Source organism: Paenibacillus sp. FSL R10-2199, assembly GCF_038000235.1.
Taxonomy (GTDB): domain Bacteria; phylum Bacillota; class Bacilli; order Paenibacillales; family Paenibacillaceae; genus Paenibacillus_AQ; species Paenibacillus_AQ phytohabitans.
The window spans coordinates 3708527-3732254 of record NZ_JBBOBO010000001.1 but is presented as its reverse complement, the minus strand read 5'-3'; the positions used below and the strand labels follow the sequence as shown (position 1 = coordinate 3732254).

At 51.8% G+C, this 23728-nt stretch carries 16 protein-coding genes; 6 read left to right on the top strand and 10 right to left on the bottom strand.

Going from position 1 to position 23728, the window contains the following annotated elements; all coding sequences use genetic code 11:
• Positions 1-2: 2 nt before the first annotated feature.
• Positions 3-1328 carry a sugar phosphate nucleotidyltransferase gene (locus tag NYE33_RS15920; RefSeq protein WP_341066593.1) on the top strand — a complete coding sequence of 442 codons (1326 nt, stop codon included), beginning with the start codon at positions 3-5 and terminating at the stop codon, positions 1326-1328.
• A 56-nt stretch (positions 1329-1384) separates the two neighbouring features.
• Here NYE33_RS15920 and NYE33_RS15915 read toward each other — a convergent pair whose 3' ends face one another.
• From NYE33_RS15915 to NYE33_RS15900, 4 genes are all read right to left on the bottom strand, one after another.
• Positions 1385-4876 carry a glycoside hydrolase family 2 TIM barrel-domain containing protein gene (locus NYE33_RS15915; RefSeq protein ID WP_341066591.1) on the bottom strand — a complete coding sequence of 1164 codons (3492 nt, stop codon included), beginning with the start codon at positions 4874-4876 and terminating at the stop codon, positions 1385-1387.
• 53 nt (positions 4877-4929) lie between these two features.
• Positions 4930-6540, bottom strand: coding sequence for an extracellular solute-binding protein (locus tag NYE33_RS15910; protein WP_341066590.1), 1611 nt, complete (start codon positions 6538-6540; stop codon positions 4930-4932).
• Positions 6541-6943: 403 nt separating this feature from the next.
• On the bottom strand, positions 6944-7738 hold the full coding sequence (locus NYE33_RS15905) for a Nif3-like dinuclear metal center hexameric protein (protein ID WP_341066587.1): 795 nt from the start codon (positions 7736-7738) through the stop codon (positions 6944-6946).
• A gap of 34 nt (positions 7739-7772) precedes the next feature.
• Positions 7773-9857: an alpha-glucuronidase family glycosyl hydrolase gene (locus tag NYE33_RS15900; protein ID WP_341066586.1), complete on the bottom strand. Its 2085-nt coding sequence runs from the start codon at positions 9855-9857 to the stop codon at positions 7773-7775.
• Between the two features lie 292 nt (positions 9858-10149).
• On the opposite strand from NYE33_RS15900, the gene NYE33_RS15895 reads away from it, so the two are divergent.
• Positions 10150-11055 carry an AraC family transcriptional regulator gene (locus NYE33_RS15895; protein WP_340943933.1) on the top strand — a complete coding sequence of 302 codons (906 nt, stop codon included), beginning with the start codon at positions 10150-10152 and terminating at the stop codon, positions 11053-11055.
• An 82-nt stretch (positions 11056-11137) separates the two neighbouring features.
• Here NYE33_RS15895 and NYE33_RS15890 read toward each other — a convergent pair whose 3' ends face one another.
• Complete coding sequence (locus NYE33_RS15890; protein ID WP_076248876.1) at positions 11138-11791, bottom strand: GntR family transcriptional regulator; 654 nt, start codon at positions 11789-11791, stop codon at positions 11138-11140.
• Between the two features lie 223 nt (positions 11792-12014).
• Here NYE33_RS15890 and uxuA point away from each other — a divergent pair, with 223 nt between their 5' ends.
• Both uxuA and NYE33_RS15880 read left to right on the top strand, forming a co-directional pair.
• Positions 12015-13091 (top strand): mannonate dehydratase, encoded by a 1077-nt coding sequence (gene uxuA / locus NYE33_RS15885; RefSeq protein ID WP_341066584.1) that lies wholly within the window; start codon positions 12015-12017, stop codon positions 13089-13091.
• The gene (locus tag NYE33_RS15880; protein ID WP_341066583.1) at positions 13092-14708 is read left to right on the top strand and encodes a mannitol dehydrogenase family protein; all 1617 of its coding nucleotides are present in this window, start codon (positions 13092-13094) and stop codon (positions 14706-14708) included.
• A 121-nt stretch (positions 14709-14829) separates the two neighbouring features.
• Here the strand turns inward: NYE33_RS15880 and NYE33_RS15875 are convergent, their stop codons facing one another.
• The 3 genes from NYE33_RS15875 to NYE33_RS15865 all read right to left on the bottom strand — a co-directional run bounded on the left by NYE33_RS15875 (position 14830) and on the right by NYE33_RS15865 (position 17124).
• Positions 14830-15111, bottom strand: a complete 282-nt coding sequence (locus NYE33_RS15875) for a hypothetical protein (RefSeq protein ID WP_341066581.1) — start codon at positions 15109-15111, stop codon at positions 14830-14832.
• Between the two features lie 109 nt (positions 15112-15220).
• A complete protein-coding gene (locus tag NYE33_RS15870) occupies positions 15221-16255 on the bottom strand; it encodes a DUF1835 domain-containing protein (RefSeq protein WP_341066579.1) in 1035 nt (344 codons plus the stop codon).
• 308 nt (positions 16256-16563) lie between these two features.
• Positions 16564-17124, bottom strand: coding sequence for a bifunctional transcriptional activator/DNA repair enzyme AdaA (locus NYE33_RS15865; RefSeq protein ID WP_341066576.1), 561 nt, complete (start codon positions 17122-17124; stop codon positions 16564-16566).
• Positions 17125-17263: 139 nt separating this feature from the next.
• Here NYE33_RS15865 and NYE33_RS15860 point away from each other — a divergent pair, with 139 nt between their 5' ends.
• Together NYE33_RS15860 and NYE33_RS15855 are read left to right on the top strand one after the other, a co-directional pair.
• Positions 17264-18253, top strand: a complete 990-nt coding sequence (locus NYE33_RS15860; RefSeq protein ID WP_341066574.1) for an arsenic resistance protein — start codon at positions 17264-17266, stop codon at positions 18251-18253.
• A gap of 398 nt (positions 18254-18651) precedes the next feature.
• Positions 18652-19860: an IS110 family transposase gene (locus tag NYE33_RS15855; protein WP_042138433.1), complete on the top strand. Its 1209-nt coding sequence runs from the start codon at positions 18652-18654 to the stop codon at positions 19858-19860.
• Positions 19861-20121: 261 nt separating this feature from the next.
• On the opposite strand, the gene NYE33_RS15850 is transcribed toward NYE33_RS15855, so the two are convergent.
• Positions 20122-21708 carry a glycoside hydrolase family 43 protein gene (locus tag NYE33_RS15850; protein ID WP_341066571.1) on the bottom strand — a complete coding sequence of 529 codons (1587 nt, stop codon included), beginning with the start codon at positions 21706-21708 and terminating at the stop codon, positions 20122-20124.
• Positions 21705-23672 (bottom strand): YjhG/YagF family D-xylonate dehydratase, encoded by a 1968-nt coding sequence (locus NYE33_RS15845; protein ID WP_341068682.1) that lies wholly within the window; start codon positions 23670-23672, stop codon positions 21705-21707. The genes NYE33_RS15850 and NYE33_RS15845 overlap by 4 nt, the downstream gene beginning before the upstream one ends.
• Between the last annotated feature and the right edge of the window lie 56 nt (positions 23673-23728).

The window sequence follows — 23728 nt, the reverse complement described above, 5'->3', positions numbered from 1 at the left end:
CCTTGCATACTATTCTTCTAAGCGGGGGCTCCGGTATGCGGCTATGGCCCCTCTCCGGCAGCCTCCGTTCCAAGATGTTCCTGCCGCTGCTTCCTGCACCTGACGGGGGCACGGAGTCCATGATCGGACGCGTATGCCGGCAGCTCAGTCAAGCGGGACTTGACGAATCCGTGCTGTTCGTTGCGCATCAGGAGCAGATGGCCATTACCCGCCGCTATACCGGAAACAAGTTTCCAGTAATCGGGGAGCCTCACAAGCGCGGCACATTTACGGCAGCCGCCTATGGTGCCCTGCATTTGTACTCCGCAGGAAAGGCTGGACCGGAGGACATCATCTGCGTGGCTCCGGCTGATATGTATGCGGACGAAGACTTCTTCCGGCTGTTTCCTCAATTTCCGGATATTCTGGCATCCTCACAGGCAGAGCTCCTCCTGCTTGGAACCCAGCCTGCCCATCCATCGGATCAATACGGCTATATTGTCCCGGCACAAGGGGGCACGGAGGCGTATGCTCAGGTGCTCTCTTTTGCAGAGAAGCCGGATATCGCCAAAGCCCGGGAGCTGATAGAGGAGCATGCTTTATGGAACTGCGGGGTATTCGCGTTTCGGCTAAGCTTCCTGCTGTCGCATCTGCAGAGGATGGGGCTGCCCGCTGATCATGCGGCATTTGCTGCGCAATATGCCGGACTTCCGGTCCGCAGCTTCGACAAGGAAGTGGCGGAGCACAGCACCAAAGCAGTCGTTGTACGGCATAAGGGGGAATGGTCTGATCTGGGAAGCTGGGATACGCTGGCTGCCCGGCTGGACTCCCCGTTGACTGGCGAAGGAGGCCTATGGGGGGAATGCCGGGATACCCATATCGTCAATGAGCTGAAGGTTCCGCTGCATGTAATCGGTGTACCCGGCATAGTCGCCATAGCGAGCCCCGAAGGCATCCTGGTTGCAGCCAGGAAGGAAGCAAACATGATCAAGGATATCCTGCAAGAGCATTCTGTTCAGGAGCCGAGGTACGGTGAGGCCGGCTGGGGCAGCTATACCCTTCTGGACCAGGCAGCAAATGGCACCCGCCTTGTACTTACGATGATATTAAGACTGCTGCCGGAGCATGACATCCCGGAAATGGACTGTAAGCATTCTGCCAAGACATGGATGATTGTATCGGGTCACGGTGAGGTCACGGTGAACGGAGCCGCAGCCGCAGCATCGGCAGGCGGAATATTCACTATAGCCCGTGGAGACCGGCATGCGGTCAGGGCTGTCAGCACAATGAAGCTTATTGAGGTACGGATCAGTGAAGCAGGCGATGACGGGCGGATATATGGCAGCTGATAGAAAAAGGGATATCTCAAACGCCAGATGGTGGCTGTTTGGGATATCCCTGATTGCTATACGGACGGCAGAAACTGGAACCACTTGAAGTCAAACCGGCTGCCCGGCAGGAACAGGAAGGTGACCGTCTGGCTGCCGCTTACCGGCGGCTCCAGAGTGAATTCACGCTCCGTATAGCTGCCGCTTCCGGCAAATTCAATCAGCTGCTTGGACTCGCCGCCGGGACCGCTGAACAGGATCTGCAGCGTATTGTTCGCAAGCGTTGAGCGTCCGCAGATGACAACCCTTGAGCATCGCCCCCCGCCAAAGTCCATCCCGGCAAATATAAGCGAGACATTGTTGCCGATCCCTTCAATGGCATCCTCCGTTATGGTGAAGGCATCCCCGTAAACGGCACTGTTGGCCTGTGCAGCCAGACGCTCATACGCCTTGTGCCTGCGGACAAACGAGAAGCCCTTCAGATGGATCTTCTTCCGCAGGACGAAGGACAGTGAAGTGATGCCTGTCAGCCTTTTGGGCAGCGTATAGCTTGCTTCCTGGTACACATTCCAGCGGGACGGCTTCTGGTAAATGACTGAGGTGAGTAGCTCGGCACCATTCTCTCCGGGAATGCCTTCCCATATCTCAATCGGGAATTCCTGATCATCCAGCGAGAAGATTGGCAGAACGATCTCATCGGCTCCATCATCCCCAAAGTCAATCCGTTCGAAGCAGATCCGGCTCTCCCCTTCCCGGGCTGTAGCTACACCGCGTTCATTGCCGTTGGTCAGATTCCGGCTATGGCTGCTGTTGAATCCGGAGGAGACAAACTCATACGGATTCAGATAAGCCTGGCCAAGCCCCGTAAGCTTGAATTCCATCTGTGAATAGAGCCGGATGCCGTCTGCGCCATTGGCTGTCCCGCAGCGGATGTATACATCGCCATCGCCCAAAGCCGTGATTACGGCTTCATGCCCGCTGGTCTCAATGGTGGCAATATTGGCATCAATTCCGGCGGCGTTGGTGATCCGCCAAAGGACATCCTGCCAGGCGGCACCCTGAGGATGCAGCTTCACCCGGACCGGAAGTGACGGCTGCGCCGGCGTCAGAATATTACCCTCAGGGCAGATCATCTCCAGCTTGCGGACCGGGATCTCCTCTTCCTTGCCGCTCTCCGGATTTCCGGATGCTGCATCTGCCTCCAGCGGGTTATGCGCATACAGATACAGCTCATCTTCGGCGATCATTCCCGGTGCGGGAAGCACCGACCGCAGCGTAAGCTCAGCCGAAGCCATATCCGCCGAAGCCGCACGCAGCGTAATCGTTCCGGGCTCCAATGTACCGGCAATCACTGCCAGCAGCTTACCGCTGAACAGGCGGCGGCTTACGCCTTTGTAGGAATCATAGTCCGTGCTGTCCCCGTTATCCAGACCGATCAGCCGTCCGGGGCCCTCAACACTGAGGTGAACCCGGTTATTGGCATTCGCTACCGGACGCCCCGACTGATCCAGCGTGCTAATCGTTACGAAGATAAGGTCCGTACCGTCTGCGGCAATCTCCTGCTTGTCTGGAGTTAACACCAGCAAAGCTGCATCCCCGAAGGAGGAAATCTGCTCCGTGGCGATTACATTCCCCTGCTCATCATAAGCAGCTGCACGCAGGACACCGTCCGCGTAAGGCAGCTGCCATTCTCCAAGCAGCTTATGTCCGTGGACATGATCGATATCTACGCTGCCCTGCGACACTTCATTCATGAACAGCTCAATGCGCGGAGCATTCGAGCAGACCCGTACATCAATCAGCTGGCCCTGCGAGAAATCCCAATAAGGAAAGATATGAATCATCGGATGCGTGCGGTAATCCGTCCATTCTGCCTGATAGATGTAATAGGAATCCTTAGGGAAACCGGCGGTATCCAGCTGCCCGAAGTATGAGTTCTTGGTGTGATAAGGAGTCGGTTCCCCGATATAGTCAAAGCCCGTCCAGAGAAACTGTCCCAGCGAGAAGAAAGCATCCCGGTCCGCGGTGATGCAGGCCTCCGTGCTTTTGGCACCCCAGCTGGTAGAACTGTTCCCCAGAGAAGAGCACTGCTGATCATCATCGGCCAGAACAGATTGAGCCAGCGGGAAATGATAGACTCCCCGGCTCTGTACTGTCGAGCAGGTCTCACTGCCGTAGATTATCCAGTCCGGATGTTCCCGGTGATGCTGCTCATAATATTTCTCCGCATAGTTGTAGCCTGCCACCTTGACGATATCGGCGCATTTCTGCGCATTCTCCCAGGGCATATAGTTCGAGCCAATGGTAACAAAAGCATTGCCGCGCGGATCATGGACCAGCACTTCCTCCTGCAGCTCCCGGGTGAGCTCCTGGCCGCGGCTGTCTGCATGGGTATCATAAATCTCGTTGCCGATGCTCCACATCAGCAGGCTTGGCCGGTTGCGGTCCCGCCGCACCCAGCTGGCAATATCGCGCTTCCACCACTCCGGATAGAACCTGGCATAGTCATAAGGCGTTTTGCTGCGCTCCCACATGTCGAAGGCTTCCGACACGATCAGCAGCCCCATTTCATCGGCCAGCTCCATAAGCTCTACAGCTGGCATATTATGCGCGGTGCGGATGGCATTGACGCCCATTTCCTGCAGCAGGACGAACTGGCGGCGCAGCGCCGCCTTGTTCACAGCAGCACCCAGAGCACCGAGGTCGTGATGCTGGCAGACTCCGTATATTTTGACATGACGGCCGTTGAGGAAGAAGCCCTTGTCACTGTCCAGCTCCATCGTCCGGAACCCGAAGCGCTCCTTCTCCACTTCAATGACCTCATCGTCTGCCAGCAGTTCAGATTGCAGAGAATAGAGATGGGGACTGGTAATATCCCATAGCAACGGGTGATCAACCGTCAGGCGGATGTGGTTATGTACGGCTGAACCGCCCTGCATCACAGGCACCTCAGAGGTTCCTGCGGCAATTACCGTTCCTTGCGCATCCAGAATGCTATGCCGCAGCTTCAGCTCCCTGCCTGACGCCCCAGCTTCAGCAGTATGCAGCTCCACATCCACGTCTACAGTCCAGGCTTCACCCTCCGCCGCTGCTCTAGCCGCAATATAAATTCCGTCAGCAGCCATATGCGTCTTCGGCATTGTCTTCAGCCAGACCGGCCGGTAAATTCCGGCGCCGGAGTACCAGCGGGAATTGGGCGATTCGTGGATCACACGCATATAGACTTCATTGTCTCCCGCTATCAGGTACGGGGTGATATCGAATTCAAAGGTGGAATATCCGTATTTCCACTCACCCGCCACCTGTCCGTTCACGTACAGCGTCGAGTTCATATACACTCCCTCGAAACGCAAGGACACAAGCTCATCTGCAGGTACTTCTTCGAACGTAAGGCTGGTGCGGTACCAGCCCTCCCCGTTCTCGTAGAGATTGCGGGTATCATAGATCAGCCAGTCATGCGGCAGCGTAACCGTCATCCAGTCTGCACCTGCGGCCACCTCGGCAAGCTCCGAATGAAGCGGCTGCTTGCTGAACTGCCAGCCATTGCTGAGTTTCCTTTTTTGACTCATGGATAATTCCTCCTAAAGGTTTGGTAGTATAAGCCTGGAAATATGAGCATCGTCTAACGGTTCAGGTAACGTTCATAGGCCGCTTGTTGAATTTCCAGCGCGCGCCCGATGCCCAGGTCCCTCATCTGCTGCACATAGTTATCGTAATTGTCTACGGAATCGGTGCCCAGAATGATCTTGAGCTCACTATCTTTCACAAAAGCATTGATGTCGTTCATAATGCTGCTCATTTCATCCGCTTCTTCGGCGGTTGGCGTTACCGGAGGCAGCAGGTGGCTCTCATGATTGGTCTGTTTCCAGATGCCGATAGATTCTGTGGTTGCCGGATATTTCGCCGGCAGATTGTTGTCCTGCTGAATCATCGGGAAGTTGGTGCCGTGCGAATACTTGGACATGACCTGGTCGCTGCCGAGGCCTTCGGGATTCTTAACCACAAGATCGGTATAGACGGGCTTGCCGTTTTCCAGCGTATAGGTAATGCCTTCAATCCCATAGGTATTCAGCTTGCTGCCTTCTTCGGTAAAAGCATAATCCAGCCAGCGCATAGCGGCTTCGACATTTTTGGTTGTGGCTGAGATGGCTGCCGAGCTTGTTCCCGCATAGGCATTATCCAGCTGGCCGAACTCAGGAAGGCCGCCTTTGACCGCAGACGGGTATGGAGCGGCTACAAAATCGGCTTCCGGGTCCGATTCCTGCACGGCTGAGTTATATTTCTCAATATAGTACTGCCAGCCGATCGTTGCTCCGCTTACATTCGAGGTCATTTTCTTGTCAACGGTAGCGCCGTCAATCGAAGCGAAATCCTTGTCAATCAGCCCTTCTTTGTACCACCGGCTCATGGTATTGAGGTATTCCTTGTAGCCAGGCTCCAGATAGCCATAGACTACTTTGCCGTCGTTAACGTAGAAGTTACCCATCACACCGAACGCTCCGGCGAACCCTCCAGTCCGCTCTCCCAGGAATATCGTACGGAAGGTTACGGGTGAGGCTGCATTTTTCTTGTTTTTAAAAGCAGTCAGTACGGTATGCCACTCCTCAATCGTTTCCGGGATGCCGAGATTCAGCTCATCGAGCCAATCCTTGCGGATAATCGGCCCCCCGTAGACCCGGCCGATCTCCGAGCGGATGAACGGGAAGGCGTAATACGTACCGTCATCGGTTTTGATCATTTTGTCGATATCCGGGTTCTCCTGAAGGGTCTTCTTCAAGTTGGGCGCATATTGATCGATCAGATCATTGAGCTTCAGAATGTAACCCTGCTCCACGGCTTTATCAGGTCCGCCCGGGTATTGCAGCCAGGTATTGAGGAAGATATCCGGCAGCTCGCCCGAGGCCAGCAGCAGACTGAACTTCTGGTCGGTCATCGGTGTTCCGCCCAGCTGTCTGATTGCGATTCCTGTCCGCTTCTCATATTCGTCATCGACCGGCAGCCGTTCCGGCGTACCTCCCAGCTGTTCATTCATATAAGTCAGCTCTATGCCGCCCGTCATCGGATAAGTGAAAGCTGCCGCGGCTTCATTGGAAGCCGGGGCATTTCCGGCAGGAGTGACAGAAGCGCTTTCATAATTATCCTTCTTGGAGCTACTGCAGCCTGCAGCAAGCAATGTGAGACCTAACACAACGATAAGCGGTTTATGCAGCTTTTGCGATCTGGATGAATTCATCACTGGTACGACCTCCGTTATAGGTGTAGTTGATGGCTTGATGCCTCTACAATGTAAGCTGAATCTTGTATACAAACAATATTCAAAATGCGGAATCAATGGTTAAAAACGCAAAAGGAGAATAGAATAAGCCTGATTCTATCCTCCTGTCGTGAAATTGGCTATCCAGATGGCGCTTCATCTTCTGCACTGCCTAACCTCATATAGAATTCCACTATATGATAGTTGCGCCCGGGGGGCAATCCGCAATATGAACCAGACCGGCAGTCTGCATACAATGCCGCTGTCCAGCGCAATCCGGCGGGATGTTCCAGCTGAACGTTCAAAACCCCCTTGCCGGCAGGAGTCCTGAAGGGACAGCCATTGTCCCTTGGTCTTCATACCTTCAAAGAGGTTCCGTTAATTATACAATCTGATAAACGGGCTGTTCCTGAATGTAATGCACCGGCACATCCGGAAACTGCAAGGCCAGCCGCTGCGCCAGCAGCTTCATCCCCGGCGCTTCACTCTCCGCATGGCCCAGCATAATTAATGCCCGGCTTCGGCCCTGCCGGACGGCATCCCGGATATATTCCGGGGTCTCCCACTCCGGGCCTTCACCGGCGATAATCAGATCAAGTGACTCCTGCTCAAATAGGGGAATGGTAGCTGCACCACCGCCTCTGTAGCCAACCAGCACGCCCACTCTGCTGCATACAGCGGATAAATTGCCTGCTGCGCGGACATAGGGGATATGCAGCTGCTGCTTCAAATATCCGGCAATCTCTGAAACTGACGCAGCAGGGACCGAGAGAATAGACACATGGGGCAGATGCCGTTCGACATACGGCTCCCATTCCAGCTCCCGCAGCAGCCCTTCTATGATCCCGTCCGGTGTATAGCGGTGCACATAATCATGGAAGCGGTAGATACCTACACCGGTGCTGGCGACCAGTTCAGATTTCTGCCGGTAGACAGGATCATTCTCCAGCCCCTCCCGGTTATCCTGATGGCTGTAATAAATACCTTCATGCGTAATGATCAGATTCGCGCCAAGCAAGGCCGCCTGCTCAATTACATATTGCGAAGCCGAGAAGGCGGTCACAATCCCCTGCACCTCCGACTCCGGAGCTCCCGGCTCCAGCCTGTCTACCGTTCCATCCGGCTTGCGGATGCCTGCTGTTAAATGTCCGATAACCTGTCCGAAAGTGAGCGTCATGAACCTGCCCCTCCTAATAGTTCCCTATTAACTCTCAATAAATCTTGCGTGCTCCGGAATCTTCTATGCCGCTCTTGCGGTAAAAGTAAGTATTGATCTGGTCGCGCCACTCCTTGGCATGTGCAGCCTGTCCCCGCAGACGTTCCTCTACCTGTACATACAGCCCCTCTGCGATCCTGCCCTTCAATCCGCTCCAGGCAGCCAGCAGCCCGGCAGCACGTTCCGCACCTTCAAAATGGGTGTCGTAGATATGCTGAATCACAGTTTTGCCGGAATGCAGCACATGGGTATACGGCACATGATGGAAGAACAGCAGCAGCTCATCCGGACATTCTTCCAGCGAATCATATCGCTGCGCATTGCTGCCCATATACTGGGCGCTGTAGCCGGTGCCTGTGGCCACAGTCCGGTCTACACCGATTCCCTGATGATCGGCATAATGGTAGGTACCCCATTGTGAATATTCATAGCCGTCCACATTAGGGCCGTAGTGATGCTCGGGATTAATCATCCAGCCCACGCCAAGCGGTGCCGTATAGGATTCGTAAATCTCCCAGGAATCCAGTAAAATCCGGCTGATTACGCCGGCAACCGCAGCGTCTGTACCAAGCGTGAGGGCGATCCACTCCGCAGCAATTTCTTCCGCGCTAAGCTCCGGGTTCCAGGCCAGCCGCCCGAATCCGTAAAGATTCGCCTGGGCCAGCAGATGCCCGGTCCAATTCCGGTCATTGCCCACATTGGATACTGCAGCCACACCGCTGTAACGGTTGCCCCATAGCGAGCCGTCGACGATATGCTTCACCGGAGCCGTTCCGCCTTGGGCCAGCGTGTCAAATTCCATAATCTCTTTCCACTGCGGAACCAGGTAACAGACATGACGCTGCTGTCCGGTATACTCCTGGGCAATTTGAAATTCAATCACCTGATTGGTCTGTTCAAGCGCCCCGAACAGCGGAGATACCGGCTCTCTGACCTGGAAATCCATCGGGCCGTTCTTGATCTGCAGAATTACGTTATCATGGAACTTACCGTCAAGCGGCTTGAAATGATCATAGGCTGCTCTCGCCCGGTCTGTCTTGCGGTCACGCCAGTCCTGCTTGCAGTTGTACACGAAGCAGCGCCAGATGACGATGCCGCCGAACGGCTTCAGCGCCTCCGCCAGCATATTCGCGCCATCGGCATGATCCCGCCCGTAGGTGAACGGGCCTGGCCGGTTCTCTGAATCGGCCTTGACCACGAATCCGCCGAAATCGGGAATCACCGTATAGATTTCAGCCGCTTTCGTCTTCCACCACTCCCGGACTCCGGCATCCAGCGGATCTGCGCTTCCCACTTCCCCTTCATGCATCGGACCGGCGAAGTTCACGCTCAGGAACAGGCGGATGCCGTACGTTCTGAATACATCAGCGATCCGGGCAACATCAGGCAGGTAGGTGGAGATAAACAAAGTTTCCAGCGCATGAACGTTCACGTTATTGATCGCAATGGCATTGATGCCTGCGGTGGACATCAGCCGTGCGTAATCGGTAATTCGGTTAAGATCATCCGTGAAGCGGTTATTCTCATAGAGGAAGGATCTCCCCGAATATCCCCGCTCTACACTGCCGTCGAAATTATCCCAATGGTTAATCATGCGCAGCGCGTTCACCGGATTCACGGTTTCATCCAGATGCTCAATGTCCTTCAGACCTCCGATCAGGCGCAGGAGGTGGAAGACACCATACAGCACAGCTGCCGGTGAGGAAGCTCCTACAGCAATACACTTATGGGTCAGGCTGGTGCGGATCGCGAACCCTTCCGGTCCCACCGCCTGTCCGGCTGCTTCGTCAAATATGGCTTCGACCCGCGGATTGCCGCCGTTAAAGGTGCCGAATGCCACACTGAATCCGTCCGCAGCCGGTGAAGCCCCTGCCTCAATGTCCAGCATCGAGGCAATCCCTCTCTGCCATTCACGCAGCGCGGCTTGCACCGTCTCCTGCTCTTCCGTCACGGATACGGCTCCGCACCATTTCACATATTGCGTATATAGATTGCCTTGCGGCAGCTTCGGGTAGCTTAACCAGGCGTCGTATCCGCTGCCGGCTACTGCGGCAGTCTGATTGTCCGGTTGTTGTCTCATGCCAATATCTCCTCCAGTGTATTATTCATGCTTAGCGGGCGTATGACCGGGCAGGTGTCGCTGAGCCACGGTTATTAACACAGCCGGTGAAGCCCGGGCTTCTGCGCCCATCTTGTATACTAGTTCCTGTTCAGGTTCATCCTACCACGCAGCCGCCGGACGGGAACATTGTCAAATCAAGCAATTATTTACCCAAATCAAGCAGGTTTCAGCTATACTAAAAACGGGATAATGGACCGAGTAAAACGAATACACTCATTAATTCTAACGCAAGCGTCAGGGGGAGAATCTAATGGTTTCCGCTTTTTTACCGCCTGTTCTGGGACAATGCCTTAGTGAAACGATCATCCCGGATGTGAAAACCACACTTAACCTGTTTGGCATGCATCTGCGCAAGGTCAGCGGGGAATGGGATTATCCGCTGCATGCCCATCCGCAATATGAATTCAACTATGTGCTGGAAGGGGAGCAGCTGTTTACCGTTAATAACCGCAGCTATATCCAGCGTGCCGGAGACTTAGTGCTGCTCCGGCCGGGAGATTCTCATGCCAGCCGCAGCGGAAACGGCCAGGCTTTTACGTATTTCTGCATTCATTTTGATATCGATGACAAGCTACTGATCTCCTTGCTCAGCCGCCTGAATCACGTACTCTTCCCTTCCGCAAGCAATATTGCCCATAAGCTAGGGCCCATTCTCTCCAAATTGGTGGATATTTCAGGCTCTATCTCGGGAGACATCACCATGTCACAGCGCATGAGGCTGCAGTCCGCCGTCTTCGATCTGTTCGCCCAGCTGTGGGAAGCCTTCTCTATTGAAGCTGATCTGTCTTCCCCTGCCACCTATGAGAAGATTGAGCTGGCCCACCAGATCCGCGGCCGCCTTCAGGGGCTGGTCTACCAGCAATTCAAGCTGGAGCTGCCCTATGACAGCCATTACGGAATTGATGATATTGCCTCGGAGCTCGGGATCAGCGCCTCGCACTGCTACCGGGTGTTCCGCCAGGTGTTCGGCATCTCGCCCCGGGAGTTTCTGTCCGAACAGATGCTCCATGAAGCCAAGGTCCTGCTGGATGATCCCAGCCTGTCCGTCAGCCGGATATCGGGCATTCTCGGCTACCGCGATATTGCCCATTTCAGCCGGCAGTTCAAGCGCTGGCACGGCACCTCACCGCGCGAATACCGCGAGTCCGGACAATAGGCCTCCATGCCAAATATCCCTGCCTTCATGTCACATGAGTGCAGGGATATTTGGCATCTGCCAGACGGTCCAGAATACGGATTTATTTCTTGATATAAGTGGCAAAATGCTCCTGAAAGTTCGTCGAATCAATATCTGCCCGCAGATGATGATGCAGCAGCTCATCGATCCCCGCCGTGTCCCCCTGCACAATATAATCCAGCAGCTGCTGATGCTCCTGCTGAATTGTAGCCAGCTTCTCGTCCTTCAGCATGTGCAGCTTCCGGTAGCGGATGTAATGCACATTGAACTGCTGCAGCACCCCCCACAGGAATTCTCGTCCGGCCAGGCCGAACATGGTGCGGTGAAATTGATCATCCAGCTGCAGGAAAACCTCGGCCCCCTCCGCCTGCTCAATGCATTGCTGCTGCTGCGCAAGGTTGCCCCTCAGCTCATGCAGCCCCTTCAGCGGAATATTACCGGCCAGCGACTTCATAATTTCCTTCTCCAGCACATTGCGGAGGTAGATAATCTGCTCCACCGACTCCAGATCTATGTACGAGACCAGATTGCCTTTTTTGGGATAGATGTCAACGTACTGCTCCAGTGACAATTGCTTCAGCACATCCCGGATCGGCGTCCGCGACAGCTGGAAGCGTTCGGAAAGCGCGGTCTCACTGATCATCGACCCGGGCTTCAGCGCAAGCGAGAGGATTTCCTGTTTCAGATACGACATTATTTCTTTCTTGGAAGTCATGGAATGGACCAACTTTCTGTACGATATTCTTCTCCACTCATTATATAGAAAACAGATAGGAATTTCATTGACAAAGCATAAAGCTTATTCTATGATCAATACGAATCCTAACTTGTATACAAGATGATCATATCACAAAACGTTTTATCCGTAAGGTCAATTGTCACAAGCATTCAGAATGATTGTATTTGTATTTATGTTTAATACCAAGGAGGAAATGACAATGAATATGACTTGGAGATGGTATGGCGAGGGCAACGACAATATTACCCTTGACCATGTACGTCAAATTCCGGGAGTAATGGGCATCGTCTGGTCGCTACATCACAAGGTAGCGGGTGAAGTATGGGAAATGGAAGAAATCCAGAAGGTTGCCGATCAGATTACAGCCAAAGGCTTCAGCACAGCGGTTGTAGAAAGCGTTAACGTTCATGATGATATCAAGACCGGGCTGCCGTCCCGCGACAAATACATTGACATCTATATCGATACCATCCGCAAGCTGGCCAAGGTCGGCGTTAAGGTCATCTGCTACAACTTCATGCCGGTGTTCGACTGGACCCGTACTGAGCTGTACAAGGAGCTGCCGGACGGATCGAATGCACTCTTTTATGAAAAGGCTGCCATTACGGATAACCCGCGCGAAATGGTGGACCGGATTCTCAAGGGTGCCGGTGAATTCACAATGCCGGGCTGGGAGCCGGAGCGGCTGGAGAAGCTGGATGATCTGTTCGCGGCTTACGCCGATGTTACCGAGGATATCCTGTTCGACAACCTGAAATATTTCCTGGAGCGCATCATTCCGGTCTGTGAAGAAGTGGATATCAAAATGGCCATTCACCCTGACGATCCGGCCTGGCCGATCTTCGGACTGCCGCGCATCATCCGCAGCCGCAATTCCATCCGCCGTTTCCTGGACATGGTCGACAGCCCGTATAACGGCCTTACCTTCTGCACAGGTTCGCTTGGAACCAACCCGCAGAATGATCTTCCGGCGATGATCCGCGAATTCCACGACCGGATTTATTTCGCCCATATCCGCAACGTGAAGGTATTTGAGAACGGAGACTTCATTGAAGTATCCCACCGGGGGCAAGATGGCAGCGTGGATGTGGCTGAGGTTGTCAAAGCTTACCACGAGAACGGATACACCGGCTATGTACGTCCGGACCACGGCAGACATCTCTGGGGCGAGGAGAAAAACTGCCGTCCGGGTTATGGCCTGTACGACAGAGCGATGGGCATTATGTATCTGCTGGGCGTATGGGACAGCCTGGAGAATGCCAAGGGGGCGAAATAAATGCTGAGCCTCACCAGAAGCAGCATTGCGGACCGTGAAGCCTGGGAAGCCGCAGGTGTAGAGCTGCCGCAGTTCGATTTCGCAGCGGTAGCACAGAATACACTGGAGAAGCCGGAGTGGGTTCACTTTGGCGCCGGAAATATCTTCAGAGGCTTCGTGGCCAATGCCCACCAGAAGCTGCTCGACAGCGGCAAGGCAGATACCGGCATCATCGCTGCCGAGACCTTCGACTTCGAGATGATCGACAAGGTCTACAAGCCTTATGATAATCTGACTCTGCTTGTACTGATGAATGCGCGCGGCGACTTCCAGAAGAGAATTATCAGCAGCATCGTGGAAGGCCTCACAGCGGATAAGACCCGCGAAGCGGATTACAGCCGCCTGACCGCAGTGTTCGAGAATCCCAGCCTGCAGATGGCCAGCTTCACCATTACCGAAAAAGGCTATTCCCTTACTGGTCCGAACGGCCAGTATCTCGGCATCGTCGAGAAGGATATCGCCGGCGGTCCGGATCATCCGGTCCATGCGATGAGCATCGTCGCTTCCTTCGCTTACAAGCGTTATCTGAAGGGCCAGTACCCGATGACCTTCGTCAGCATGGACAACTGCTCGCATAACGGCGACAAGCTGAAGAACGGCATGGTTACGATCGCCAAGGAATGGGCGGCCAAAGGCCATGTGGAAGAAGGCTTCGTAGCTTATCTTGAGGATGAGCAGAAGATTACCTTCCCGCTGTCCATGATAGACAAAATCACGCCGCGCCCGTCCGAATCGGTGCAGGCTGCGCTGCTGGAGCAGGGAATCGGCGGCATGGATGTGATCGTCACCTCCAAGAATACGTACACCGCCCCCTTCGTCAACGCCGAGATCAGCGAGTATCTGGTGATTGAAGACAAATTCACCAATGGCCGTCCGGCGCTGGAAGAAGCCGGTGTAATCTTCACCGACCGTGATACGGTCAACAATGTGGAAACTATGAAGGTAACCACCTGCCTCAACCCGCTGCATACGGCGCTGGCTGTAACCGGCTGTCTGCTTGGTTATACGCTGATCGCCGATGAGATGAAGGACGGTACCTTGCGGAAGCTCGTGGAGATCATCGGCTACAAAGAAGGCCTGCCGGTTGTGGTAGACCCGGGCATTCTAAGTCCGAAGCAGTTCCTCGATGAAGTGCTGCAGGAACGGTTCGCCAATCCGTTCATTCCGGATACCCCGCAGCGGATTGCTACCGACACCTCGCAGAAGGTCGGCATCCGCTTCGGCGAGACGATCAAGTCGTACATCCGCCGTGAGGAGCTCGATCCGGCGCAGCTGACCGCCATTCCGCTGGCGATTGCGGCCTGGTGCCGGTATCTGCTTGGCGTGAACGATGAAGGCGGCGTATTCGCACTAAGTCCTGACCCGCTGCTGGAAGCCTTGCAGACCCGGCTGGAAGGAATTACGCTTGGCGCGAATGCAGAGCAAGCAGCGAAGGTGCGGGCGGTTCTCGAGGATCAAGCCATCTTCGGCGTTGATCTGTACGCCATCGGACTCGGCGAAGTCATCCAGGGGATGTTCACTGAGATGCTGGCGGGACCCGGTGCTGTGCGGGCTACGCTGGAGAAGTATGTGGGCTGATCATTGACAGCTGCGATAGCATAGAGAAAGACCGGGAGCATGGCTCCCGGTCTTTTGTTGCGTAGTTCCAGCGCCCCGGATTTCTCCCGCCATTCCGTTCCTTCCCCTTCATTATTCTTATCTACTTAGATGTAGCCGTGGTAATATTCCTCATTATTTTCCAAGATAAATAAACAATTATTCCAAGTAGCATTAGACTAGAGAACTCAATAATTCTCCACATTGAACTATATTCATGCCCAAATGTTATTTTATGTTGTAGATAATCCATAGTCGTATTCTTATTTACAATTTCCGGAACATATTTCATTGAAAGATACATCCCCCTAATAATCTGAATAGCATAATAAACAAATGCAAAGATTAGTCCTACAATCAGGCTTCGAATTAATGTTTTTTTCATAGTGCCCCCCTGTGCTAGTGTTATAACAATCACGTATATCTACCCGTTAGCTTAAAGCAGTCAATGATTTCGGCTGCCTATTGTAATGGTGCTATCGTTTTCCGTTAGCTCAACCTACGGTGCCAAGTCTAACAGAGAACTGATACAAGGCCCTCGGCATTCCACTAAACTCTAAAACTCCTTGGTTAACTAAGATCCATATTCTATTGGTAATAAATGAATACCCTACGAGTTGGTGCGACGTATCACATACTCTCGCGACGACACTCCCCGCCTTGATAAACCCATTCTCATCTTGTTCTTGCTCTAGTTCAATAATTGACCTTATTATCACTTCGTCCAGAGCAGTTTCATCAGTACCTTTAACTGAACCTTCTTTCCACAAGCGGAGCATATGATTTTCATTCGAGAGGATTAGCCATTCTGATTCATACCTTCTTCTTTGGTTAGGATCTAGAGGCACACCTTCATAATACTTTTTTACGATTTCCTGAAAATGCTCCCGATCGATTAAACCACTAAAATAGGGATTAAATCCTTCTTTGTTATGAAGCCCAGTAGTATTAAAGAGCTCTGTCACATTGACAACATTAACTGGCTGTTTTCGATCTCTCAACAAATGCAATACGAAACGTAAGCCTGTTTGATCATGTGCGTTATCCGCACACCAAATGACAATGGTTTTATTTTCTGGAATATTCTTTACTGCCTCTACCATTTTAACAAGCAGATGCTCTGGGGTATATCTGAAGTCCCCATCGTTTTCCGTCAACCAAAAAAGTCTATTCTGCTGCCCAGTTTTCGTATCTAAGTTAGATATTGGCCCAACTGAAAACAATTCATTAAATGCTAAGACTTGGCATAGCTCCCGTTTGCCGATTTTACTTAGAGTTACTTTTAATGATCCTGCATCTGAGAGACTGAAAACAAGATAGACATATTGTTGGAGTTCATTCATTTGTAGTTTATGGTTGTGAACCGCCTCTAACTGGGTTTGAAGTATATTAACGAGTCCTGCTGCTAACTTTTTTTCTTCAATACTGCCGTCCGTACCATAACGACCTACTGTATTTAACAAATTGTAAAGGAACAACCGCAGGTCATTTCCATCAAATTGATATAAGCTATCGTAAAACTTCTCCATTGATATCCTCCTCACGGGACATATCCACTATAATACCATATATTGTAATAATTCTGCCCTTTAGTTTAAACGAATCATCACAACCAACGCCGAATTGGCGCCCTGTAGAAATAGGGACGGGAGATCATCTGTGTGAGAAAAATCTAAAGCCCTTCAGCAATTCATTATTTGCGTCTTCAATAAAAGAAGAAGCGGCGACCGAGACTTTATTACCCAAGTCTTAGTCGCCGCTTTACCGTTGAACTAAAGTTTTCCGTTAGTTGAAAGATTGTTGGGTCAAATATATCCCTTTTAGAGTGTAATTAGATTTAAATCTCTGGATTCTTTTGAAGTGATTTTCGATACTCTTTCGGAGTAACTCCTACGACTTCTTTAAATTTTGTTGAAAAATGCCCACTATTGCTATAACCCAGATTGAGTCCAATCTCTGTAATGGATAACGTCTTTGTTTCCATTAAAGACTTTGCTTTTAAGATCCGTAAATGATGAACATATTGCAAGGGTGTAAATCCGGTCACTGCCTTAAATGTTCTCTGAATGTAGTAGGGGTCTTTCTTTACATGAAGGCTTATTAAATGTAGCGTCACATTTTCGTGATAAATCCCGATAATATATTGCCTTATTTCTTCAACGAGCTCTTCCTTATATCCTTTCCATGCATTCTCATCTGGTTTACATCGCCTACATGGTCGAAATCCCTCAAGCATGGCTACACTCACATCACTGAATATGACTACATTCTTAGGGTTAGGGGTACGAGAAGTGCAAGAAGGCCTACATACCGTTTTAGTTGAGTGAAGTGCATAATAAAATATTCCATCAAAGCGTGGGTCATTGTCTTGAATAGCTTTCCAGTGTTTTTCGTTCATATGAAGCCCCGTTTCGAATTGAAAGTCAATTATATAGATGTAATGAATTCATCCATAAGGTACGATTGTAGCCAAAGAGTTTCGTGCACGTTCTCTTCGTTTTGCAATAAATATATAACATAAAGGAGAAGTTGTATTCATGGTATCTCGAGAAAAATTGGAGCATAACCAAATTTGGATATATGCAATTGCCCTTGTCATTGCAGCTATTGCAGGAATAATGATGCCCGAGACGACGTCGTTGCTCGATAATCATGTTCTGATCTCAATAATTATTGCAGGCTTAATGTTCGGGATGTTTACGCAGATTCCGTTCTTATCGATTAAGGAATCTATGGGAAATCCCCGCTTTATTTACGCCCTCTTAGTCGCAAATTATGTCGCTGTTCCTTTGGTTGTCTGGCTGTTGACGCAGTTCTTACCGCAGGAACAGCCATCATTGTTACTTGGCGTGTATTTAGTACTTCTTACGCCTTGTATTGATTACGTGATTGTATTTACTTTTCTGGGTAAAGGGAATGAAAAGGCCATGCTTTTAGCTACACCTATCCTTTTTGTGACTCAAATGATTTTTCTGCCAGCCTATCTATGGATTTTTATGGGGAAACAAACGGCGGAATTAGTTAAACCGGGCCCTTTTATTGAGGCTTTTTTGATCATTATTCTGTTACCGTTACTTTTGGCCATACTTACTCAGGTGCTCGCCAAAAAAGGATTTAATCCTGTATTAGAGGCCTCTGCTTGGCTGCCTGTGCCACTGATGGCTCTCACTCTATTTGTCATCGTAGCATCACAAATGAGCAAACTATCATCTTATGCAGATACCATCGTCAAAGTCATTCCTATATATCTTGCTTTTATGATTATTATGCCAGTCATTACACGCTTGATTGTAAAGTACTTCTCCTTGGACATACGATCAGGACGGGCTGTTGTCTTTAGTGCAGGTACCCGGAATTCTTTAGTTGTGCTTCCCCTTGCTCTCTCCTTACCTGATCAATGGAGTTCACTAGTTGCGGCTATCATCGTAACACAAACTATTGTTGAGCTCGTCGGAGAGCTGATTTACATCCGACTTGTTCCCAGATTTGTTTTACCGGATAAGTCATTGGAACAAAACAGCGGCTAATAACATACTTATTAAAGAGTACGATAGCGAACGACAATCAGGGTCTTGACTCACTAAGAGCAAGGCCCTGTACTGTTTATATCTTATCTTAACAGAGTTCTTGTTAAATGAGGCAAGCTGCTGGCCTGTTGTGTTAAACTGCCCGTTCGTATTATGAGATCAACCAGTTCTTTCTGGTTGATCCTTTTTTCATTTGCATAGAGGATTAAAGTAGCCTGGTCGAACGTACCTGCCCGTGGGACTTGATCCCGAGCGCTATAATGTTCACCCTACTTGTCATGACCATGATTGAGGCTGGTTGGGACGTAAGATCCCGTATAACAAGCGATGCTATGGAGCGACAAGAAGAACCGTAGGGATGCCGGTGAATTTAAACTTACAGGGAGAGATGAGATGAAATGAATCCAGTTGTCGGTCTAGATATTTCAAAAGAAGAAAGTCATGGACAAGCCTTTTTAGCGCGCGGAAAGCTCTTCAGAGGGACATTCCACTTCGAGCACACTCGTGATGGCCTAGCAAATCTACATCAAGTTTTAAAGGACGTTGAATCGGTATCCAAACAACGTCCTTTGCTTATTCTAGAAGCAACAGGACATTACCAAAGCCCTGTTGTTCAGTTCTTAGAGGAACATCACTATATTTACATTGTCATTAACCCGCTAATCTCCAATCGGCTTAGAAAGTCTCAGCTTCGTAAAGTAAAGACGGATGCTGCTGACGCTTACCTATTGGGTGAGTTGTACTACAGGGAAGAGTTTGAACCTTTTAAGAAAAGAGGTGTGCAACTTCTCAATCTGCGCTATCTTACAAGGCAATATGAGACTCTTTCAAAGATGTGTGTATCGACTAAACTGCAATTCCAAGCTGTTTTAGATCAGGTTTTCCCGGGTTATAAAGGCGTGTTTGGAGCTATGTATTCCGGTGTTTCACTGCGGTTTTTAAGTGAATTCCCAACCTCATATTTAGTTTTACAGACGGATGAAGATACACTTAGAGCTAAGATGAAAGAACTGCTTTCTTCGAAACGGGGGCGTTCAGAGGACTGGATTAACCAACGGGTTCAACGATTAGTAGATGCGGCAAAACAAAATCCATTTCAGCAAACCATGTATGCAAGTCATTTAATCAATATGAGAGTTCTTATTACCCTTATTCTTCAATACCAAGAGCATCTTGCTGAACTGGAACAGAACATAGATGCTCTGGCTGAAGAAATTGAAGAGTATGAATTAATTCAGTCGATTCCCGGGATTGGGCATAAAATTGCTGCAACAATTTTATCCGAAATAGGAGAAGTCGAACGATTTGATCATCCTAAGAAGTTAGTCGCCTTCGCAGGCATTGACCCGAGTGTCTTTGCTTCCGGTAAGTTTACAGCGACTCGAAACCGAATCACGAAACGTGGTTCCAGGCAGCTGCGTTACGCACTGGTGATGGCTGTTCAGTGTGGACTTATACGCTCCCGAAATATGCGAATCAAAGCGTTCTATGAACGTAAGAGAGCTGAAGGAAAACCACATAAAGTAGCTCTAATCGCATGTGCAAATAAACTCGTCCATTGGCTCTATGCGATCTTAAAAAATAAAAAGGAATTTCGTCCAATTTAAAAAATATTATTGGCATAACCTTCCAAGACACAAAGAAAATTGGAGGGTTTTTTGGCATGCCTCATTTTAACTATACCACATGATTTAGAATCACTTTACTGGTAATGTTGACAAGCTATTAGCTGGTATAGCTTAATCATGGCATCGTCAGTCAAGAGCTGTAATTCCTTTTGACAACAAAAAGAGGCAGATCCCCGTACAGCCGATTTACGGCTTGCGGGTCTACCTCTAAATAAAATATACGCCTTATTTCATTGCCTTCTACTCGGGCAGCTCCCGGTACTCAAAATAATCAAAATCCGCCGCACGCAGCGTTCCGCTCAAATCCTGCACACACATGCCGATAAATGTGCCGGTAAACCGGATATAGGCCGGGAAATCATCGGACAGATGATAGATTTCCATGGGCCCGCCGATCTTCTCCCAGTCAGACTCTCCGGCCCGGTAATAGAATTGGGCGAATTCCCGGTCGATCACTACCTTTAATGCTACGCTTGCTCCCGGCGGTAGCGCAATATCTGCCGTAAGGGTATCCTCGTAGACCCCGTCCCGGGAGCGGATGATGCCCACGCATTTCCCGAGGGTCTCATCATGAGTGATCCGCAAGTAGAGATAATCCTTCGTATCATAATAGACAATTAATCCGGCCATCTGCTGGAAGTGCTGCGGCTCGAATTCAATGGCGGTTTCGGCGCTGCAGCTGAAGGCCTGCTGGCGCAGGGCAACCAGACTCTGGCGGTGCATGGAGCTCATGGATTCTCTGCCCCGGAGGCGCAAATATCCGGGGCACTCCTGTAGTGAGAGCCACGCTTCCTCAGCAGGCACACGCAGGGTGCTCCAGCGGACATCCAGCTGCGGGTCATCGAAATCATCACGGGGAGCCGGAGCGGAGAATGGATGCTCCGGAATGTCCGGACCCGGCACAGTAAGCGCCGGGGCGTTCCCGCCTCCGGCCAGGGCGAGCCAGCCGTCCTCCGTGAATTCGCAGCGCTGAATCGCTGTCTCCCGGCCGAGATTGCAGTAAGGGTCTTTCACGGGACGGCCGCACAGATGCACCATATACCATTCGTCTGTATGCGTGTGTACAAGACTGGCATGTCCCGCCTTCTGCAGCTCCAGTTCACGGTTTCCGGCAGAGGTCAGCAGCGGATGATTCGGAGCTGTCTCATACGGACCTTCAATCTGCTTCGACCGGGCCACCGTCACCGCATGATTATACTGTGTACCGCCCTCAGCTGTGATGAGATAATACCAGCCGTCCTTCCGGTACAGATGCGGCCCTTCCGTAAGCTTCAGCTCGGTTCCCTTGTAGATGGGAATGACCGGACCGGTCAGCCGCTGCTCTGTTGCAGAATATTCCTGCAGCACAATCCCGGCGAAGCTGTTATTGCCGGTGCGGTGATCCCACAGCATGTTGACCAGCCATTTGCGCCCGTCATCGTCATGGAACAGCGAAGGGTCGAAGCCGCTGCTGTTCAGGTATACAGGCTCAGACCAGGGACCTTCGATATTCCCGGCAGTCACCAGATAGTTAGGCGTATCCTTGAAGGCACCCTGTCTGCTTTTGACATCGGTATAGATCAGATAAAAGAGTCCATCATCGTAAGTCAGGCAAGGTGCCCACACGCCTCCGGAATCCGGGTCACCTTCCATATTCAGCTGCGACTTGCGGGTTAGTGCATACGTAAGCGGCCGCCAGTTCACCAGATCGCGGGAATGATGAATCCGTACGCCGGGAAACCACTCGAAGGTGGAGGTGGCAATATAATAGTCCTCTCCCGCCCGGCAGATGGACGGGTCCGGATGAAACCCGCGTAGAATCGGATTGTGAATCAGTGTTGTGCTCATCTTGTCTCCCCCAGTGCTTGCCGTCCTGCTTCCAGTAAGGCAATAATTCTATCCGTATCGTAGACACAGCCCTGCCAGGTCCCTCCGCTTGCCGCCTGTAGCGCAGCCCATAGCCGGGTATCATCCGGCAGGCCCGGATCAACGGCAAGGCCCGGATGCGGAGTCCTTGCGTTCAGAAGCTCCGTTCCCGCTTCCTTCGACAGCGGCTGTCCGCCTTCTCCGCCTTCCCCGACCAGATTCACGCTCCCATCCAGCTTCACGGTATCGATCAGAACCTCTACCCAGTCATTATCCCGCAGCTTCCCGAGGGGACCGCCGGCCAGTGCTTCGGGTCCCATATGACCAATACAGGCTCCCGTGGATACCCCCGAGAACCGGGCATCCGTGATCAGCGTGACATATTTGCCGTAAGGCAGATGCTTGAGCGCGGATGTCAGCTGGTAGGTCTCTTCCATCCCTGTTCCGCTGGGCCCCCGGCCGATGATGGCCAGAATATCCCCGGCCTGCACCTTACCGTTCTTGATGCTACGGATCGCATCCTTCTCGGCAGTGAACACCTTCACTCTTCCCGTATGCCTGTAGACTCCTTCGCTGTCCAAGACGGAAGGGTCAATGGCTGCCGATTTGATTACTGCACCTTCGGGGCACAGATTCCCTGTGGGGAACGTCATTGTGGAAGCCATCCCCTGCCGCTTGGCCTCTTCCGGGCTCATGATCACAGAATCCGGGTCAATGCCATCCGCTTCCTGCAGTCTCCGCCGCATGTCCGCCCGTCTCTGCGAGGTCTCCCACCAGTCCAGATTCTCGCCCAGCGTCCGCCCTGTCACGGTCAATACGGATTCGTCAATCAGCCCCAGCCGCCGTAAATGCAGCATGACTTCCGGAACACCTCCTGCCAGGAACACGCGGATCGTCGGATGCGGCACCGGTCCGTTCGGAAGCACACTGACCAGCCGGGGAACCTGGCGGTTCACCTCGTTCCAGTCATCAACTGAAGGAATCTTCAGCCCGGCGGCATGGGCAACGGCCGGCAGATGCAGCAGCAGATTCGTAGAGCCTCCGAACGCGGCATGCAGGATCATCGCGTTCTTAATGGCCCGATCTGTAAGAATATCACTCATCACTATTCCGCTATGCTCCATATGCTGAAGCGCGCGGGCCGACTGGCGGCCGATATTCTTCCAGACCGGCTGCCCCGATGGTGACAGAGCCGAATGAGGCAGCGACATGCCCAGTGCTTCAGCAATCACCTGGGCCGTTGCGGCCGTGCCAAGGAATTGACAGCCGCCTCCCGGGGTAGCGCAAGCCCGGCAGCCCAGATCGGCTGCATCTTCGAGCGAAAGTTCACCATTGCTGAACCGCGCTCCGATGCTCTGCACCTTGCCGGCATCCTCGCCGTTAACCGGCGGCAGTGTAACGCCGCCAGGTACGATAATCCCCGGAAGCTGATGCCGCATTCCGGCCAGTGCCAGCATCATGGCGGGCAGACCTTTATCGCAGGTGGCTACGCCCAGAACTCCTTTGCGGGTAGGCAGGGAACGAATCAGCCGCCGCAGAACCACGGCTGCATCATTCCGGTAAGGAAGAGAATCGAACATGCCCGTGGTTCCCTGGGAGCGCCCGTCACAGGGATCACTGACATAACCGGCAAACGGAATCCCCTGATTGGCGGTGAGCTCCTCAGCGATTTCTTCCATCATCACGCCGATTTCCCAGTGTCCGGTATGGTATCCGAGCGCAAGCGGACTGCCGTCCTCCCGCCGGATTCCGCCCATCGTGCCGAGAATCAGATATTGCGGCCTGTTCAGCTGCAGCGGATTCCAGCCCATCCCCGCATTCTGGGTCATTCCGAAGATTTCCCCGCTTGGGGCATTTCGCAGCACCTCACCTGTAATCGGAAGCTTGCCTGCGGGACCTTCCGCAGCGGTATGTACAGGAACAGTATCATCTATGGCTTCCTTCATAATCTCATGCAAAGTCAGCTTCACACTTAACCCTTCTCTCCTTCAGAATGAACTTG